At 45.3% G+C, this 18,365-nt stretch carries 17 protein-coding genes, 1 riboswitch and 1 other annotated feature; of the genes, 4 read left to right on the top strand and 13 right to left on the bottom strand.

Annotated features, from left to right (window positions below; translation table 11 throughout):
• Positions 1-28: 28 nt before the first annotated feature.
• The 5 genes from E4663_RS03030 to E4663_RS03010 all read right to left on the bottom strand — a co-directional run bounded on the left by E4663_RS03030 (position 29) and on the right by E4663_RS03010 (position 4,528).
• Entirely contained in the window at positions 29-1,165 is a 1,137-nt protein-coding gene (locus tag E4663_RS03030; RefSeq protein ID WP_135326647.1) for a bifunctional cystathionine gamma-lyase/homocysteine desulfhydrase, read from the bottom strand.
• A 7-nt stretch (positions 1,166-1,172) separates the two neighbouring features.
• The gene (locus tag E4663_RS03025) at positions 1,173-2,093 is read right to left on the bottom strand and encodes a PLP-dependent cysteine synthase family protein (RefSeq protein WP_079479359.1); all 921 of its coding nucleotides are present in this window, start codon (positions 2,091-2,093) and stop codon (positions 1,173-1,175) included.
• A gap of 20 nt (positions 2,094-2,113) precedes the next feature.
• Complete coding sequence (locus tag E4663_RS03020; protein WP_135326646.1) at positions 2,114-2,572, bottom strand: S-ribosylhomocysteine lyase; 459 nt, start codon at positions 2,570-2,572, stop codon at positions 2,114-2,116.
• A 3-nt stretch (positions 2,573-2,575) separates the two neighbouring features.
• Entirely contained in the window at positions 2,576-3,217 is a 642-nt protein-coding gene (locus tag E4663_RS03015; RefSeq protein WP_079479357.1) for a class I SAM-dependent DNA methyltransferase, read from the bottom strand.
• 174 nt (positions 3,218-3,391) lie between these two features.
• Positions 3,392-4,528, bottom strand: a complete 1,137-nt coding sequence (locus E4663_RS03010; RefSeq protein ID WP_135326645.1) for a DEAD/DEAH box helicase — start codon at positions 4,526-4,528, stop codon at positions 3,392-3,394.
• 110 nt (positions 4,529-4,638) lie between these two features.
• Here E4663_RS03010 and E4663_RS03005 point away from each other — a divergent pair, with 110 nt between their 5' ends.
• Positions 4,639-5,826 carry a M14 family metallopeptidase gene (locus tag E4663_RS03005; protein WP_135326644.1) on the top strand — a complete coding sequence of 396 codons (1,188 nt, stop codon included), beginning with the start codon at positions 4,639-4,641 and terminating at the stop codon, positions 5,824-5,826.
• 27 nt (positions 5,827-5,853) lie between these two features.
• Here the strand turns inward: E4663_RS03005 and E4663_RS03000 are convergent, their stop codons facing one another.
• The 4 genes from E4663_RS03000 to E4663_RS02985 form a co-directional block, all read right to left on the bottom strand.
• Positions 5,854-6,180 (bottom strand): hypothetical protein, encoded by a 327-nt coding sequence (locus E4663_RS03000; RefSeq protein ID WP_135326643.1) that lies wholly within the window; start codon positions 6,178-6,180, stop codon positions 5,854-5,856.
• Between the two features lie 140 nt (positions 6,181-6,320).
• Positions 6,321-7,694, bottom strand: coding sequence for an argininosuccinate lyase (gene argH, locus E4663_RS02995; RefSeq protein WP_135326642.1), 1,374 nt, complete (start codon positions 7,692-7,694; stop codon positions 6,321-6,323).
• Positions 7,687-8,907 (bottom strand): argininosuccinate synthase, encoded by a 1,221-nt coding sequence (locus E4663_RS02990; protein ID WP_135326641.1) that lies wholly within the window; start codon positions 8,905-8,907, stop codon positions 7,687-7,689. Before E4663_RS02990 ends, argH begins: the two co-directional genes overlap by 8 nt.
• Positions 8,908-8,961: 54 nt before the next feature.
• Positions 8,962-9,184, bottom strand: a binding site (T-box leader).
• Between the two features lie 119 nt (positions 9,185-9,303).
• Positions 9,304-10,956 (bottom strand): L-lactate permease, encoded by a 1,653-nt coding sequence (locus E4663_RS02985; RefSeq protein ID WP_135326640.1) that lies wholly within the window; start codon positions 10,954-10,956, stop codon positions 9,304-9,306.
• A gap of 197 nt (positions 10,957-11,153) precedes the next feature.
• Positions 11,154-11,198: riboswitch (PreQ1 riboswitch) on the top strand.
• 87 nt (positions 11,199-11,285) lie between these two features.
• Between E4663_RS02985 and queC the strand changes: the two genes are divergently transcribed.
• Genes queC through queE form a run of 3 tightly spaced genes read left to right on the top strand, consistent with a single transcriptional unit; the run spans position 11,286 to position 13,139 of the window.
• Positions 11,286-11,951 carry a 7-cyano-7-deazaguanine synthase QueC gene (queC, locus tag E4663_RS02980; RefSeq protein WP_135326639.1) on the top strand — a complete coding sequence of 222 codons (666 nt, stop codon included), beginning with the start codon at positions 11,286-11,288 and terminating at the stop codon, positions 11,949-11,951.
• Positions 11,951-12,418, top strand: a complete 468-nt coding sequence (queD, locus tag E4663_RS02975) for a 6-carboxytetrahydropterin synthase QueD (RefSeq protein WP_079479349.1) — start codon at positions 11,951-11,953, stop codon at positions 12,416-12,418. The genes queC and queD overlap by 1 nt, the downstream gene beginning before the upstream one ends.
• Positions 12,411-13,139: a 7-carboxy-7-deazaguanine synthase QueE gene (gene queE / locus E4663_RS02970; RefSeq protein WP_079479348.1), complete on the top strand. Its 729-nt coding sequence runs from the start codon at positions 12,411-12,413 to the stop codon at positions 13,137-13,139. The genes queD and queE overlap by 8 nt, the downstream gene beginning before the upstream one ends.
• Before the next feature lie 20 nt (positions 13,140-13,159).
• Here the strand turns inward: queE and E4663_RS02965 are convergent, their stop codons facing one another.
• The 4 genes from E4663_RS02965 to E4663_RS02950 form a co-directional block, all read right to left on the bottom strand.
• Positions 13,160-13,330: a YqaE/Pmp3 family membrane protein gene (locus E4663_RS02965; protein WP_079479347.1), complete on the bottom strand. Its 171-nt coding sequence runs from the start codon at positions 13,328-13,330 to the stop codon at positions 13,160-13,162.
• A 1-nt stretch (position 13,331) separates the two neighbouring features.
• Positions 13,332-14,030, bottom strand: a complete 699-nt coding sequence (locus tag E4663_RS02960) for a phosphatase PAP2 family protein (RefSeq protein ID WP_135326638.1) — start codon at positions 14,028-14,030, stop codon at positions 13,332-13,334.
• Positions 14,031-14,113: 83 nt separating this feature from the next.
• On the bottom strand, positions 14,114-15,370 hold the full coding sequence (locus E4663_RS02955) for an L-lactate MFS transporter (RefSeq protein WP_135326637.1): 1,257 nt from the start codon (positions 15,368-15,370) through the stop codon (positions 14,114-14,116).
• Between the two features lie 127 nt (positions 15,371-15,497).
• On the bottom strand, positions 15,498-18,236 hold the full coding sequence (locus tag E4663_RS02950; RefSeq protein ID WP_241657097.1) for a pullulanase: 2,739 nt from the start codon (positions 18,234-18,236) through the stop codon (positions 15,498-15,500).
• Between the last annotated feature and the right edge of the window lie 129 nt (positions 18,237-18,365).

Here is an 18,365-nt window from a genome sequence, read left to right as displayed (position 1 = left end):
AACACTCCCGTAAGGAGTGTTTCTTCTCTTATTTACGTAGGGCTTGCAGGAAATCCTCTTTTAGATCTTCGATATCTTCAAGACCGATGGACACTCTGACAAGACCGTCCGTGATTCCAAGTTCCAGGCGGCGTTCTGAAGGAATGGAAGCATGAGTCATCATTGCTGGAACAGAGATTAAACTTTCTACAGCACCCAAACTCTCCGCTAAGGTGAAATAGTTTACGTTCCGCAATACTTGATCTGCTTTCTCTCCACTTCCAACATCAAAGGAAATCATTCCGCCATTTCCTCTTGCTTGTTTCTGATGTACATCGTGACCTTTGTGAGCATCAAGACCAGGATAATAAATGTTAGTTACTTCTGGTAATCCTTCAAGGAATTCGACAAACTGTCTCGTATTGTCTTCAATCTCTTCCATTCTGATTCCAAGCGTCTTGATTCCTCTCATTAACAACCATGAATCCTGAGGTCCTAAGATCCCTCCTGAGGAGTTCAATACAAAGTGTACATCATCGGCTAATTGTTCTGAGTTCACAACGACGAGACCCGCGACAACGTCACTATGTCCTCCAAGGTATTTTGTTGCACTATGCAGGACGATATCAGCACCGAATTCAATTGGGTTTTGCCAATATGGCGTACTGAACGTATTGTCGACAATCAGCTTCAGGTCACGTTGCTTTGCCAACTTAGATACTTCTGTTAAGTCGGTGATTTTCAAAAGCGGGTTCGTAGGTGTTTCCACATATATAGCTTTTGTATTATCCTGAACTGCTTTCTCCACATTAGCCGGATCACTTGTGTCGATAAAACTTGCTTCCAACCCGAAGCGGGTGATTACGTTATTTACTAAACGGTAGGTACCGCCGTAAACATCATCCGTAAAAATAATATGATCCCCTTGATTGAACGTCATTAAAACAGCTGTAATAGCAGCCATTCCTGACCCGAAAGCAAACCCTCGATAGCCACCTTCTAAATCTTTGATCAATTCCTCGAGAGCAAAACGAGTCGGATTACCGGTTCTGGAATATTCGTATCCTCTGTGCTTGCCTACACCGTCTTGTGCATAGGTGCTTACTTGGTAGATCGGGACACTAACGGCACCTGTTTTGTCATCTCCACTGATTCCACCGTGAATTAATTGTGTTTTCTTCCTCATATCTATTTCACTCCTCGTCATAAATCCCTTGGCTTAAATATCGCTCACTACTATCTGGAAATATCGTTACAATTTTCGTTCCAGGCTTCGATTGTTCCGCTTCTCGTAAGGCCGCTTCAAAAGCCGCCCCTGAAGAACTCGCTACTAGCAACCCTTCCGTCAGTGCGAGTTCTCTCACCCGCTGGAAGGCAATTTCATCCGTTATAGTGTGGATCGCATCAAAATATTTCTTATCCATATAGAAAGGCAGAAATTCCATACCGATTCCTTCCGTCTTGTGTGGACCGGACGGACCTCCGTTCAGAACGGACCCTTCTGGCTCAACAATCGAAGTCTTAATAGAAGGGTTCTTCTCTTTCAAATATCGGGCTGTGCCCATGAATGTGCCGCCAGTGCCTGCTCCAGCAAGAAAAACGTCAACATCCCCGTCCATATCTGCATAGATTTCCGGACCAAGCGTTTCATAATAAGTATCTGGGTTTGCCTGATTATGAAACTGCTCCAAACTGAACGTCCCCGGCATTTCCTTACAGTACTCCGCCGCCCGTTCAATGGCCCCTTTCATCCCCTTCTCTGTCGGGGTGTTGATCACCTCTGCTCCTAAAGCACGCATCAACGTCTGCTTTTCTTGACTGAACTTCTCCGGGGTTACGAAAACCACTCGGTACCCTTTTCCGATAGCAGCGAGCGCCACACCGATTCCTGTGTTTCCGGCGGTCGCCTCTACAATTGTCCCACCCGGTTTCAGCTTTCCACGAGTTTCTGCATCATCAATCAGCTTTAAACCCAGGCGGTCTTTTATACTGCCGCCTGGGTTCATAAATTCCAGCTTTGCAAATATGCGTGCTTGATTCGGGATGACGGAATGGGTCAATTCAATCATAGGTGTCTTACCAATTAAAGACTGTACATCCTTAACAAAACCCATCTTCTTCTCACCCTTCTTATTTAGAAGACTTCCGTCCATTCATTACGTTTACTCAATAGTTCACGAGCAAGCTCTTGAGCCCCTTCCAAGCTATGGCTGGCAGCAAATCCGCATTGTACTTCATTGCAAGCAGGCACTTCTTCTGCTTCCAATACATCGTTCAATGTTTTCTCAATCACTTCGAGAATATTATCATAACTATCATCATTGAGGACAGCGATATAGAAGCCCGTTTGGCATCCCATTGGACCAATGTCGATGATGCGGTCGTGGTGATTACGACTGTTTTCTGCCATTAAGTGTTCTAGTGAATGGAGAGCAGGCATTTCCATATGCTCTTTATTCGGTTGCTTGATGCGGAGGTCGTATTTATAAATCTTGTCTCCGTTATCTCCTTCTGTTACTCCAACAAGGCGTACATAGGGAGCTTTGACTTTCGTGTGGTCCAAGTTAAAACTTTCAACGTTCATTTGTGTCATACATCATTCTCCTTTTTTCGCCTGGATGAGCCAAGCGTATTGGTTGAGCTGTTTCACAGATACCTCAAAACCTTGATGTAAAAACGCCTCTTGTATTTCTTCGAGATAAGGGTAGTATTCTTCCTGCAAATCTTTCGCTAAATTGTGGAAACCTTCTTTCTCCGCCTTCTCGATGAGCTGTTGCTTATGTTCTGCATCGCGGAAAAGGGTATCCACAAAGGTCACTTCGCCACCAGGCTCGAGTTGAAGATGAAACTTTTCGATAGCCTGTGCTTTTTCCTGTTTATTTAAATGATGAAAAGCAAAAGAGCTTACAATGGATCGAATAGGTGTCTGCAAGGGAGGATATTTGAGGAAATCCCCTTCGTATATAGCCGCTTCCGGACACTTGACGATCGCAATACGCCTCATTCCATTCGAGGGTTCAATTCCGATTACGACTTTGTTTTGGTCGACCATCTTCCTCGTTAAATTAGCTGTTCCGACACCGAATTCCATAACAGGTGAGATCGATAGGTCAGCTAATTGCTGCAACATTTCCTCGTACCCTTCAAAAACCTCTTTATATTCCGGGTCCTTCCCCGCTACCGTGTCATCGTAAGAGCTCGCCCATTGATCGAACAGGTCGATGAATTCTACTCCCATCTATCTTCCACTCCTTAATATTTATAATCCCTATCAGATAACTAGGGATTATGCTGTTAGAATATCATATTTCATACCGCTCGACAATGTTTCTATTTTGGGTGCCTTTTTTCAAGGAAGCTTAAAATCATAAAGGCCGAGGAGTATGATACTCCTCGGCCTTTTCTCAAATTCTTATTCTTCTCTTTCTTTCTTAGGGGAAAGATGGTCCAAAGAACGGCGGTTAAGGGGCTGGTCGATCGTTTTTTCTATTTCCCTTAACGCCTGGCGATCTTTCGAAGTGGAGAAGGTAATCGCAAGCCCTTTCCCTCCTGCACGTCCGGTCCTACCGATCCGGTGGATATAACTCTCGGGATCCCCGGGAATATCATAATTGAACACATGCGTAACTCCCTCTACATCAAGACCCCTAGCGGCGACATCTGTCGCAACCAAGTATTGGATCTTCGCATCACGGAAGCGCTGCATCACTTTCTCTCGTTTGGACTGGGATAGGTCGCCGTGCAGTTCATCTGATTCGTAACCTTCCCGTTTCAGTATGCCATTCAATTTACTCGCACGACGCTTCGTACGACAGAAGATAACGGCTAAGAACGGTCGGTGCTCTCTCATAATCGAGAGCAATGTCTCTTGCTTGGCGCGGTCCGTCGTTTCATATAAGAGCTGTTTGATGTTTGTCAGCGTCACTTGCTCTGCTTCCACTTTTACACGCTTCGGTTCCTTCAACATCATTTTCGCCAGTGACTGCACCTGTTTGGTTATGGTTGCAGAGAATAGAAGCGTCTGTCTCTCTGACGGCACAGCTTTCATGATTTTTTTGACATCTGGCAAGAAACCGACTTCTAACATTTGATCTGCTTCATCAAGCACGACCGTTTCTACACGTTCTAAAGAAATGGTTTCGCGTGCCATATGATCGAGCAGTCGCCCTGGTGTCGCTACCACGATGTGAGCCTGTCCATCCAACTTCTTCGCTTGTTTCATTACATCTTGGCCGCCATATACCGCCAACGTCTGGACTTGGTCCTCTTTCATCTTCTCGACTTCTTTTGTCACCTGCAACGCGAGTTCTCTTGTTGGTGCCACGATAAGCGCTTGTAAGACTGGCTTGGATGGATCGATCTTTTCTAATATAGGTAACAGAAAAGCATACGTCTTCCCTGTTCCTGTCTGTGCCTCTGCAACTATATCGTTCCCTTCCCTGATCAGCGGAATAGTTTCTTCTTGGATCGGAGTCGGCGAAGTGATGCCTTGATTTTTCAATCGCTTTATTACGTCTTGTGTTATTCCTAGTTGTTCAAATGATGTCATGTTATTCCCTACTTCCTATAATCGTTCTCCTAGTATTGTACATGATTTCCTATCATTGATGTTCCATTCTTTCCATATATATTACTAAGTACAGCAAGGAGGTTTTGCGAGTGGACGTACAAGTAAGAAGCGGCGATTCGATATGGTACTATTCCCAATTGTTCAATGTCCCGCTGAAATTCATTATAGATTCCAACCCCGGAGTGAATCCTTCGCAGTTGCAGATTGGGCAGACAATCCGGATTCCCGCCTATCGCAGCGAACCCTACACTATAGAAGCGGGTGACACCTTTTGGAAAATCGCAAGTGATCGGCGGATTGCTATGGATTCGCTCGCTCTATTAAATCAAACAGTTAACCCACAACAGCTTCCCATCGGAGCCATGATTCAGATTCCCAGCCGAGTCACGGAACGGATTGTTAATGGGAACCAAAACTACGATTCCACGGTTCTCCAATTTGACCTGGATGGTTTACTTCAACTTTATCCTTTTGTACGCACGGAAACAATCGGAAACAGTGTAATGGGAAAAGACTTGATTGAACTACAGATTGGAAAAGGGACGAAAGTCGTCCACTGGAATGGATCTTTCCATGCAAATGAGTGGATTACAACGGCTGTAATCATGCAGTTTTTAAATGATTACTTACTTGCTTTGACGAATAAAGAGACGATACGTGGTCTGGACGTGAATCCTTACTACGACCAGGTGACACTATCCATCGTGCCGATGGTTGACCCGGATGGTGTGGACCTCGTCGTGGATGGGCCTCCTGCTGGACCATTTGGAGACCTTGCCTTAGAAATTAACAAAGGGAACACAGACTTCTCCGGATGGAAAGCGAATATACGCGGAGTTGACTTGAATAATCAGTATCCTGCTAATTGGGAAATTGAACAAGAACGAAAGCCAAAAGAGCCATCTCCTCGTGACTTCCCAGGTTATGAACCACTTACTGAACCAGAGGCCATCGCAATGGCAGAACTTGCACAAGCACGGCAGTTCAATAAAATGCTAGCTTTTCATACACAAGGGGAAGTGATTTACTGGGGTTATGAAGGCTTAGAGCCCCCTGAATCACTGGTCATCGTCAATGAATTCGAGCGAGTCAGTGGGTATCAGCCAATCAAAAACGTCTACAGCTTTGCGGGATACAAAGACTGGTTCATCCAAGTGTATAGAAAACCTGGATTCACGGTAGAACTCGGGCGTGGTGTTAACCCTCTTCCTCTCAGTCAATTTGATGAGATATATCAGGAGACAATTGGCATATTCCTAGCCAGCTTATATATGTAAAAACGGCCTCTAAACGAGGCCGTTTTTTTATAGATGCTTCTCATTCATGTGACCACTGTGCTTCCCGATCTTTTCAATGGCCCGATCAAAATGTTCATCACTCAAGTAAAAGTGTAATACGTGCGTGAGATGCTTCTTGCCCGTGTCATCTTGGCCGGGGTGCACGATATTATCATAACTGATTCCCGCTCCACCTACGTTCGTTGAACCTGCAACAGGAACGATCGGCAGGACATCTGCCTCCTCAGGGATCGGCTCAACCAGTTCCTTTTCAATGCCTAACTCTTGCAAATCGGCTTTTGCGCTTTCTGCATCATTCTCCGTCTCGAAAAAAGCTTCAATGTGTTTCGTCATCATTCTGCCTCCTCAATAGCTTCGTTTTACTTATAATAACCTGCTCAGTATTTTTCAAACGTTTTCAAAAGTATCGGAGTCCTGTGTTGATGAACAGAAATGAAAGAGAGAGATGCTCTTACAGAACAAACGCCCGGAGGTCATCCGAGCGTTTGCTTAGCTAGCTTCAGCTGGTTCTGCACTTGCTCGAATCCCGTACCACCCTCACTATTACGGGCAGCAACGACTTGATCCGGAGCCAACTTCTTGTAAATATCCTTCTCGAATAATGGAGAGAAATCTTGATATTCCTCCAAAGAGAGATCCAGCAAATATTTATTTTGTTGAATGGCATACAAAACGATTCTACCAATGATTTCATGTGCCTGACGGAACGGTAAACCTTTGATGGCTAGATAATCGGCAATGTCTGTCGCGTTCGAATAGTCTTGGTTGACCGCTTCTCTCGTGTTTTCCGATTTGACTTCCATCGTTTCGATCATTGGAGCTAATAGAGATAAAGCTCCATCCAGGGTTTCTGAGGTATCGAACATGCCCTCTTTGTCCTCCTGCATATCTTTGTTATACGCAAGTGGTAAGCCTTTCAGCAACGTAAGAAGCCCCATTAAGTTCCCGTAGATTCTTCCTGTTTTTCCTCTGAGCAATTCAGGAACATCCGGATTCTTCTTCTGTGGCATGATACTCGATCCTGTGCAGAAAGCATCATCCAGTTCAATAAAGTCGAACTCCTGACTGCTCCATAGGATAAGTTCTTCAGACAGTCTCGAGATGTGTGTAATTAATATAGAAGAAATCGATAGAAATTCAAGGATGAAATCCCGGTCGCTTACGGCATCAAGGGAATTTGGATAAGGTTGATCGAATCCGAGAGCATCAGATGTCATTTTGCGGTTAATTGGATAGGGAGTACCAGCTAATGCTGCGGCACCAAGTGGTGACCAATTGATTCGCTTCAAGCTATCCTCGAGACGTTGTTTGTCTCGCTCGAACATCCAAAAGTATGCGAGTAAGTGATGAGCGAACGAAATCGGCTGAGCACGCTGCAGGTGTGTGTAACCCGGAATGATGGTCTCCACATGCTGCTCGGCCTGTTTCATAAGTGCTGTCTGAACGTCCTCTACTTGTTGGATGAACACTTCCGTTTTTTCCTTCATATATAAGTGCATATCTGTTGCCACTTGGTCGTTCCTGCTTCTACCTGTATGAAGTTTCCCTCCGACAGGTCCGATTTCTTCGATCAGCATACGTTCGATATTCATATGGATATCTTCATCGGAAACGTTGAATTCTGCTTCTCCATTCACGATTTTCTTCTCGATTGTGTGAAGTCCATTCGTAATTGTCTTCACTTCGTCGAAGGAAAGGATACCGCACTCGCCCAGCATGCTTACGTGGGCGAGACTCCCCTTGATATCCTGCAAGGCCAGCTTTTGATCGAAACCGATCGAAGCCGTATATTCTTCTACTAATTTATTGGTTGGTTTAGTAAAACGGCCTCCCCATAACTTAGTCATGGACTTTCACCTTTGGCTCGTTCTTGTGGACATCTGCGTGAACCTTCGTTGGAAGCCCCCAAAGCTTGATGAAACCTACTGCCGCATCATGGTCGAACGCGTCCCCTTTGGAATACGTAGACAGTTCTTCATTATAAAGGCTGACTGGTGACTTCTTCCCGATGACATTGTGGTGACCTTTGAACAGTTTCACCTTCACCGTACCTGTTACGACTTGTTGCGTAGAATCAACAAACGCAGATAGTGCGGGCTGCAGTGGAGAATACCATAGACCATCGTAAATGACCTTAGACAACTGTTGATCCACGTTCACTTTATATTGGGAAACTTCTCTTGTAAGAGTCAAAAACTCCAATTCCTTGTGTGCGTTGATCAAAATCATCGCTGCAGGATTCTCATACACTTCTCTTGATTTGATACCGACGAGACGATTCTCTGTATGGTCGATTCTTCCGACACCATGTTTTCCGCCGAGCTCATTTAAGTATTCGATCAGTGGTACAAGCTCCATCTTTTTACCATTGAGCCCGACAGGCTTCCCTTGCTCGAAATCAATCTCGATCGTCTCCGGAGTGTCCGGTGTGTCTTCGATCGGATTCGTCCAAGCATAAGCTGCTTCAGGAGCTTCCTGCCATGGATCCTCTAACACACCCGCTTCACAGGCACGTCCCCAAATATTGGCGTCGATGGAGAAAGGATTCTCTTTGTTAACGGGGACAGGAATCCCTTTTTCCTCTGCATAGATAAGTTGTTCATCACGGTTCATGCCCCATTCCCGTACAGGAGCGATGACTTCAAGGTCCGGATTGAGCGCCTGAATGGACACTTCAAAACGTACTTGGTCGTTTCCTTTTCCTGTGCAGCCGTGCGCAACTGCGACTGCTCCTTCCTGCTCCGCCACCTCAACAAGCAGCTTCGAAATCAGTGGTCTAGATAGAGCAGAAGATAATGGATACTTCCCTTCATATAGAGCGTTCGCTTTCAAGGCAGGCATCAAATACTCCTCTGCCAAAAGCTCTTTCGCATTGATCATGATCGCTTTGATTGCGCCAACGTCGAGCGCTTTCTGACGAATCTTCTCAAGATCCTTCCCTTCTCCTACGTCTAACCCTAATGCGATGACATCATATCCATATTTCTCTTGAATCCATTTCACTGAAATCGATGTATCTAATCCACCTGAATATGCTAGTACTACCTTTGGCTTTGTCATGTTTAACTGCCTCCTTTTTATTGGTACAAAAAAATCCGTCTCTTCCCCTAATTAGGGAGAGACGGATTCGTCATTTAAATATCCGCGGTGCCACTCTCATTGTCTATGAAAATCAAAGACCAACTTGAAACTGATAACGGGTGCTCCCGGTTCAGGCTACTTACTTTCACCGAACATCTCAGAAGTGCGTTTCCGAAGGCTTGATCATCAGGCTCCCACCACCCCTGATTCGCTGAAGGATCAATCGCGATCGTACTCTCTTCGTCTGTGAATGTATATTTATTATTTGATATTTATAATTATACATGCGAGATGCAAGATGTCAACGGATAAATTCAAAAAAGTCTCAAAGCTTTAAACTTAAGAAGAGGAAGGTTGTTCCTCCCTCTTCTCAGGTTACATCACATATAGAAACAATATTCCAATTCCCCCTGTTAGGAGTACGTAGAACAGCATAGGAATCATCGTGATCCGTATAATTTCTCCTTCTTTCCCTACAAGGTTGACGACGGATGCCGCTGCAACGACATTTAGAATACATACCATGTTTCCTGCATTGGAGCCAAGAACCTGAAGGGCGACGACAGATTGTTCTGATATCCCGATTTGGTCTGCTGCACTAAATTGAAACAGAGAGAACATCATGTTACTGAACGTCGCACTGCCGGAAATGAAAGAACCAAGCGCCCCAATGATCGGTGCAACCAAGGGCCAGGCTCCGCCGACTGCATCAGAAACTAGAACAGCAAGTTCCATCGGCATACTTAACAAATCGGCTCCGTTCACACCAGAGTTGATGAAGATGCGCACCATCGGTACAGCTGTACCTAGAGCGACGATACTTCCAAGCATAGAAGAAGCAGAGGTTGAAAGTGTCTTTTTCACTTCTTCTCCATTCATCTTGTGATAAAAGATGGTAATGATAATAGCAACAACAAATAGACTGCCAGGTAAATAGAGCGGTTCAAACGATGTAGATATCCCTGTTCCTAGAATGTCATTCCACTGCACTTTCAAAGAGCGCAACAACTGTTTGAACGGCAGTATCTCTAAACGAGTGACAACAAGCAAAAGAGCAACAAGAATATAGGGAATCCACGCTTTATACAATGGCATACGCTCCACCATCGAAACCGCTTCCTCTGCTCCTTGTTCTTTCTCTCTTTTCGGAAAATCCCAAGCTTTCTCAGGTAAAAGGAATCCTTTCCTTGCAGCTGGTACTACAATCGCCAAGCCCACAAGACCACCGATGATGGAAGGGAACTCCGGTCCGAAGAATGTAGCGACCACGAAGGCGGGTACCGTAAAACTCAGACCCGCAAACAAAGCAAACTTCCAGACTTCGAGCCCTTCTTTAAAAGAACGGTTTTCTCCGAATATCTTGGTCAACATGACGACAAGAATAAGCGGAATCCAAGTACCAATGAATAGATCCATCATCACAGCAGATTGAGCTACCCCTTGAATATAGTCACCCATCGTCTGTCCTTCCAGCGCCTGTTGGACAGGTGCAGCAAGGTCCGCCCCTTGTCTCAATCCTTGATCGACACCGACAATCAGAGGTGTTCCGACTGCCCCGAATGATACAGCACTGCTATCAGCGATCAAAGCTAAAGAAACAGCTGCAAGTGCAGGAAATCCGAGTGTTAATAAGAGCGGAGCTGCAATCGCCGCAGGTGTCCCAAAGCCCGCAGCACCCTCAATGAAAGAACCGAATAACCAGGCAATGATAATGACCTGTACTCGCCGGTCAGTAGAAATCTCTGAAAAACCGGTCCGGATGGTCTCAAGGGCCCCGCTGTTCTTCAAAGTATTCAATAGAAGAATAGCCCCGAATACAATCCATAGAATAGAAACCGCAATCATGAGACCTTCTATAGACGCAGCCACTACTCGTATGACAGGAACCTTCCACACCATTACTGCAAGCAGAGCAACTACAAGTAGACTAATAGGCATCGCCTTCACAGCAGGTAAGCGCAGCATCACTAATAGGATCAATACAGCAAGAACAGGCATCAGCGCCGTCATCGTTTGTACAAAGTTCATACCATCACCCCTCTTACCAATCTATACTTCTATTATAATGGAAAAAGGTGGTGTTAAGACACTTATTTGTGAATTGTTTCACAAAGTTTACTTATTTATCGTTTCCCGCTCCCACCACCTCACTTTTCTATTCCTTTTCCTTTTGTGACGTGTTACACTATGGAATAGTCAAATTAAATAAAAGTCCGCTTTACAGTGCGGGAGAGGTTCTAGCTACACCCTCTATAAAAAACTAAGGATGGAACGATACCTTACCTTAGGTATGGTTTTTTTTATGTTTTTGGGTGAGTAGAATTCTCTTTTTCGATTATGAAAGGAGAATTTTTTTTATGGAAACAAATCAAAAAGCCGTCGTGGTATTCAGCGGCGGTCAAGATAGCACCACTTGTCTATTCTGGGCAATGCAGAAATTCGCTCATGTAGAAGTGGTGACATTCGATTACGATCAGCGCCACAAAGCAGAGGTTGAAGTAGCGAAAGAAATTGCCGAGGATCAACAAGTAACGCACCACGTGCTGGATATGTCACTTTTAAACCAGCTAGCACCAAACGCACTTACACGTGACGATATCGAGGTCAAAGACGGTGAAGACGGAGAGCTCCCTTCCACGTTTGTCCCTGGACGTAATCTATTATTCTTGTCCTTTGCGACGATTCTTGCTCGTCAAATCGGTGCAAAGCACGTCGTTACAGGAGTCTGTGAAACGGACTTTAGTGGATACCCAGATTGTCGCGATGTTTTCGTCAAATCTCTCAATGTCACCTTGAATCTTTCTATGGACGATGAATTCGTCGTACACACTCCATTGATGTGGTTGGACAAAGCAGAAACGTGGGGTATGGCAGATGAGCTGGGTGCCTTCGACTATGTAAGAACGAAGACCTTGACTTGCTACAACGGCGTTCGTGGTGATGGTTGTGGGGAGTGTCCTGCCTGCCACTTGCGTAAAAACGGCTTAGACACTTATCTTGCACAAAAAGGAGAGAGCCAATAATGTTCGGTTTCACTATCGTTGAGAACTTGCAGAAGATCGACCAAGACATCAAACGGGAAGAATTGAAGTACCACCAGAAGCGCGTGATGGTCAGCAAAGAATTCACATTCGACGCAGCCCACCACTTGCACTGTTACGAAGGAAAGTGTAAGAACCTGCACGGCCACACATACAAAGTGATTTTCGGAATCAGTGGCTTCGTAGATGAGATCGGTATTGTCATGGACTTCGGTGACATCAAGGAAATTTGGAAAGAGCAGATTGAAGTCCACCTCGACCATCGCTATTTGAACGACACACTCCCGAATATGAATACGACGGCTGAAAATATGGTCGTTTGGATTTATGAGAAGATGGAAGAAGCACTCAAAGGACATCCTCAAATCTGCCGTGTAGAATTCGTGAAGTTGTATGAAACTCCGACTAGTTTTGCTGAAGTAAGACGGGAGTGGATGACGAATGAATAAATTCCCGGTACTAGAAGTGTTCGGCCCGACCATCCAAGGGGAGGGAATGGTAGTCGGTCGCAAAACGATGTTCGTCCGTACTGCCGGCTGTGATTACAGCTGTGCATGGTGCGACTCCGCCTTCACATGGGATGGTTCTGCCAAAGAAGACATCGAGCGACTGACAGCAGACGAGATTATCGAACGACTTCTCTCTATCGGAGGTCAGCAGTTCGACCACGTTACCATCTCTGGCGGAAATCCTGCTCTACTCAAGAACTTGGGCGAATTGATAGATCCACTCCACCAAAGAGGTATTGAGGTAGCACTAGAAACCCAAGGAAGTCGCTGGCAGGATTGGTTTACGGACATCGATGACTTGACAATTTCCCCGAAACCTCCTAGTTCGAAGATGAACACCAACTGGCTCGTACTGGATGAGATCATTGCTCGTCTTAAAGAGAATGGTAGAGACCGCCACACCAGTTTGAAGGTTGTCATTTTTAACGAGGAAGACCTCGGATATGCAGAAGAAGTACACGAACGATACCCGGATGTGCCCTTCTTCTTGCAAGTCGGAAACGATGATCTAGAGGAAAATCAGCCTGCTAACTTAGCAAGCCACTTACTCGATCAATATGAATGGTTGATCGACCAAGTCGTCGCTTCTGAGAAGCTAAATCGGGTTCGTGTCCTCCCTCAAGTACACGCCCTTGTGTGGGGAAATAAACGAGGTGTATAAAAAAAGCGAGAGGCCGTGATTCAGGCCCCTCGCTTTTTCTCATCATAATGACCTTTTACGACCACCGCAGCGTGAACCGCCCCCGGTACGTAAAACAAGAGTGTCAAAACGAGATTCAGCAATGCTTTGAACGGTTTACCAGTGAACAATACTGCAAGTGGTGGTAGAAAGATTACTAGAATGTATAACATATCATTTTCCTCCTTTTTGCCTGCGACGCTGATTCCAAAGCGTCACTTCTAGCGCTGATATACAAACAAGCAGCCAGGCTAGGCCAAACGTAAAGCCAGCCGCGATATCTGTCAGGTAGTGAACCCCTAGGTAGACCCTGCTGATTCCGATTAGCAGAATAACTAAACCAAGGAAAAGGTTCAGACCCCATTTCCACTGTTTGGACAGCGAACTTGAGACGACAAGATAAATCAGAAAGCCGTAGTACGTGATGGCTCCCGTCGAGTGACCACTAGGAAAACTGAATCCTGTTCCGTCATATTCAGCCAGTACTTCCGGACGACTCCGTTCGAAAGATACCTTCAGCACCTTAGTCAGAGCACTGATTCCAAGCATATTTACTGCAAAATAGACCAACACCCATCGACTGAACAAAGATGATAGTAGCAAATAAATTGCAAGAATGATGGATGCGATGACGATCCACCTTACCGAACCGAGCTCTGTCACCCATCCGAAGAAGGTACCCAGTCCTCCTGTTCGGATAGCCATGACTACATCGGTCGCCCATTTATCGACTGCGAATTTTTCCTCTTCTAATACTTCGCCCGCTAATTCTACGAAAAAATAAAACGCTAATCCAATAGATATGAATCCACCAAGAATGGTGATTACGGAAGCCTTAGAGAGGTCGGATAGTTTAGTTCCTGTAAAAAACAACTCCAACACTCCTCCCCACGATTATATATACTAAACTTCCCTGCTGATAAGCATCTAAAACGATAATCAATAAAAGAAACTCTTCACGCACTCTTGCTTTGCTTCAATTTCTCCCGCTTCTGCTTTTCATCCATTTTCGTCAATATGGATACCACCAAGGCAATCACAAACATCCCAGCAAAATAGATCAAGCTGTTTTCGTAACTGCCGGTTGTATCCTCCATCCAAGCGGAGAAGAGAGGACCAACGAGACCGGCTGCTGCCCATGCTGTCAAAATGTAGCCGTGGATTGCACCGAGCTCTTTCGTACCAAATAAGTCACCAATGAACGCAGGCATCGTCGCGAACCCGCCTCCATAACATGTGTAAATGATAGCGAGTGCAGCTACGAAGATCCATGCTTGTGACGTAAATGGAACGACAACAAACAAAATGATTTGCAAAACGAAGAAGGTTAAGTACGTGTTTCCACGTCCGAGGAAATCGGATGCACTCGCCCATCCTATACGACCGGCACCATTGAAGATCCCCATGATTCCAACTAGTGTTGCAGCCGCTGCGGTGGACATCCCGATACTTCCTTCTGCAAGTGGCTTCGCTGCTGAGATGACCGCAATTCCACACGTAACATTTATAAACAACATGATCCAGAGATAATAGAAACGCCTCGTCTTCAATGATTCTTTAGCAGTCAACTGCGCTAAATCTTGAGATTCACTGTCTTCGCTCTCTTCCGGATTGTAGCCGTCTGGTTTCCAGCCCTCTGGCGGACGGGAAATATACAAGGAAGACAAGATCATGATAATGAAGTAGCTGATGCCAAGGGTATAGAAGGTTGCTGCAATTCCGGCACTACTGATCAAGTAATCCATGACAGGACTCGCAATGGCTGCTGCAAATCCGAACCCCATAATTGCCATTCCTGTCGCCAGTCCACGTTTATCAGGGAACCACTTGACCAACGTGGAAACGGGAGCGATATACCCTACCCCGAGACCGATTCCGCCTAATACTCCATAGAACACATAAAGTAACCAGAGCGAGCCGACATTGACAGCAATGCCAGACCCCGCTACTCCTATTCCGAAGAAAATGGCAGCGGTGATCCCCGCAACCCTTGGTCCGTATTTCTCGACAAACCAACCAAGAAATGCTGCCGATAAACCTAGAAACAAAATAGCCAGGCTGAAGGTCAACTGGACCTGACTTGCTGACCATCCGAATTCATCACTTAATGGTGTTGTGAAATTACTCCATGCGTAAACCGAACCAATGGAAATATGAATGCCGACGGCACATAAAGCAATGAGCCATCTGTTTTTCACTTTTCTTTTCGCCATGATTGAGTACACCTCTCCATTTCAAGTTAATAGACATTCTATTTCCTTATTTTTCTTGTTTCAAACAACAATCAGACGATACTGTCAAAAGAAAAACTCCCTCCAATGTTGGAGGGAGTTCAACTACTTACTTATTCTTCACTTTAATAACAGCAGTTGTTAACGGAGCAAGTGTGACGTGTTCCTTTTCGACAGTCACACCTGACGGATTCTTAATTTTCTTCGTACCGGCCTGTTCTCTGTCAACAAGCACTCTGCCTTTCTTCATAGGTTCTTCTAACGTCATCGTCCGCTCCTGATTGTCTGCGTTGATCAGGACGTAATACGAATACTTCTCATCCTTTGTTACGGCTTTGTATCCGATTAGTAAGTCCGTAGGTTGTATCTCAGGGGCGTCGGTCAGTGTAACGTTCTCGTTCACCAATTCCTCGGACCCTAGAGAAAACGCGTCGGTCGACCTTTTCAAATCGATAAGACCTTTCGTGTATTCCATCGTCTGTTTATGGATTCCGTCTTGCGTCACTTTATCCCAGTCAAACTTATTAATGATGTCTGAGGAATCATAGGAATCATGAATGAAGTAAGGGTGTTCAAACGGTTCACCGTTTTCATCGACCATATAAGTGAACTTAGCTTCTGGTACCCCGTCTCCCTTCCATTGCTTCGTACGACCATACTCCTGTCCGGCATGTAGGAAAGAAACGCCTTGACTGAGCATTACCATCGCATTCCCGATTCGGATACGTCGTTGGATCTCTTCCTCATGATAAGCAGGATCCTTTTGAATCGACTGTGCGATGACGTCGTGAAGCGTCAGGTTATCATGAGCGGCAATATACTGAACGATATCACCCGGATCATTCTCCGAGACGTTGCCAGGCTGGGCTTTAATGTTTGCGAAAATGGTTCCGATGTCTCTCGCTCCACCAGTAATAAAGCGAGGTTCACCTTCACTTCCAAACCCTGATTTCAATTCGTTACGCATTTCGTCTGAGAACACTGCAGCACTATCGGTGTCTCCCATCCAATCTTGATCGGCTGGTGTCACTTCGTTCTCTGGACTGCCATCTCCGACAAATGTCCTCCATCCTTCTCCAAGCATAAGAATATCAGGATTCAATTTCTTCGCCTCATCATAAGCTTTCTGTACGCTCTCAGCGTCTAGATCGCCCATCAAATCGAAGCGGAATCCGTCTACCTTGAATTCATCTACCCAATACTTGATCGAATCCACCATCAGCTTTCTGGACATCTCATGAGTGGTTCCGACTTTCCCACCACCGTAACCGGTTTTAGTCTGTCCTTTCTCATCCATGAAATGATAGTAATCTGGAACTAGGTCTTCGAGAATGCTTACTTTGGCAGTATGGTTGTAGACGACATCAAGAACGACCCCCATCTTCCGTTTATGAATTTCTTTGATCAATTGTTTGAATTCAGCAATGCGAGCTTCCGGATCCTGCGGACGTTCCGAGTACATGCCCGACAAAGCGAAGTAACTGTGCGGATCGTACCCCCAGTTGTAATTGTTGCCTGAGGAGGAATAGTCTAGTTCACGCACGTCATTCTCTAATTCATTTCCGAAATAGTATTTCATTACCGGAAGCAGCTGTACATGAGTAACCCCTAACTCCTTCAAGTAGTCAAGCTTTTCTCCGAATGCATCAAACGTTCCGAACGAAGCATCTGTTTCTATATCAGGGTCTGATGTGATATCCCGTACGTGTGCTTCCCAAATGATTGCATCTTCCCTTTTCTCATACCCTTTAATCTTGGCAAAGTCGAGCTTCGGTCCAATCGAAGAAGGATCCACGATCGCTGCTTTACCGACCGTGTCCTCATCGTTATCACTGGAAGCGGCCATCGACTTCGCATATGGGTCTAGGGCTCTTTTCGTTTCCCCATTATCCCTAATTTCGTATTGATAGTAGTAACCTTTCAAATCTTCTAAACCAGTATTCGATTCATTCAGCGCGACTCTCCAGACCCCGTCTTCTTTGGTCATCGGAATATCTTCTTTAACGACGTTATACTGATCGCCTTTATCAAAAAGAACTACAGATACCTGTTCCGCTGTCGGCGACCAGACTTTCAGTACTGCAGATCCGTCTTCACGAAGGGTGGCACCAAGGTCGTCTCCGTCGTATGCGAACTTGTCATCGAGCAATGACCAGTCGATTTGGACATCCTCCTCTGCTCCTTCAAAAGCAACAGTATAAGATTTCGTGACATCCAGCGTTTGTGCTAAAGTCAGTTTCACTTCCTGACCATCCACATCCACGCTTTCGATTCCGACGACATTTCCAGTCTCATCCCTCACTACGAAGTCGTCTTTAGTCACATTCTCCACCTGACTCAAGTAGGCACTTATAACCTTTTCACTCGAAAGCTCTGCATATGAAATATCTATATTGATCTCCGGCTTTTCCGTGTAGACCTCTTCATCTCCTTGGACAATCCAAAATTCATTAGCACCCGTACTTGGAAAGCTACGGTCATTTGGAGTATCTTTGTTGTCCCCTTTATGAATGATGAAGTTCAAGCCATTCTTGATATCGACGACTGGAACATCAACGTAAGTCCCCCAGTCATTGGTTTCATCAAATACAATAGGCGCACCCCAGTCTACGATGAAATCAATGGCGGGATCGTCTCCGTCCTGATTCCACAAGTGAAGCCCCCACCCTTCATACTGAGCGTCCAATCGTTTGTAATGGATCCGCACATGATCTTCAGGAATCGGATGTTCCACTGACGTTTCCGCATGCACGACTGCCTGTCCCTCCAGTGATATGGATGTCGCTGGTGAAACGGACGATAGCATGACTACACTACTCATAATCGCCACTAGTTTCTTCCTCCTCATATGTACCACTCTCCTTCTTTTATTTCCTTATTTGAGATCCGAGAAACATTGTGCAAACGCTTTCACATTTTTCAACTATTACTTTATCACAAAAAAGTAGAGAAATTACGTTAAATTATCTGATTTTTC

It is taken from the genome of Halobacillus salinus (genome assembly GCF_004684905.1).
Classification (GTDB): domain Bacteria; phylum Bacillota; class Bacilli; order Bacillales; family Halobacillaceae; genus Halobacillus; species Halobacillus salinus.
Note: the sequence above shows the minus strand (reverse complement) of the source record. Positions and strands in the feature narration are given on the sequence as shown.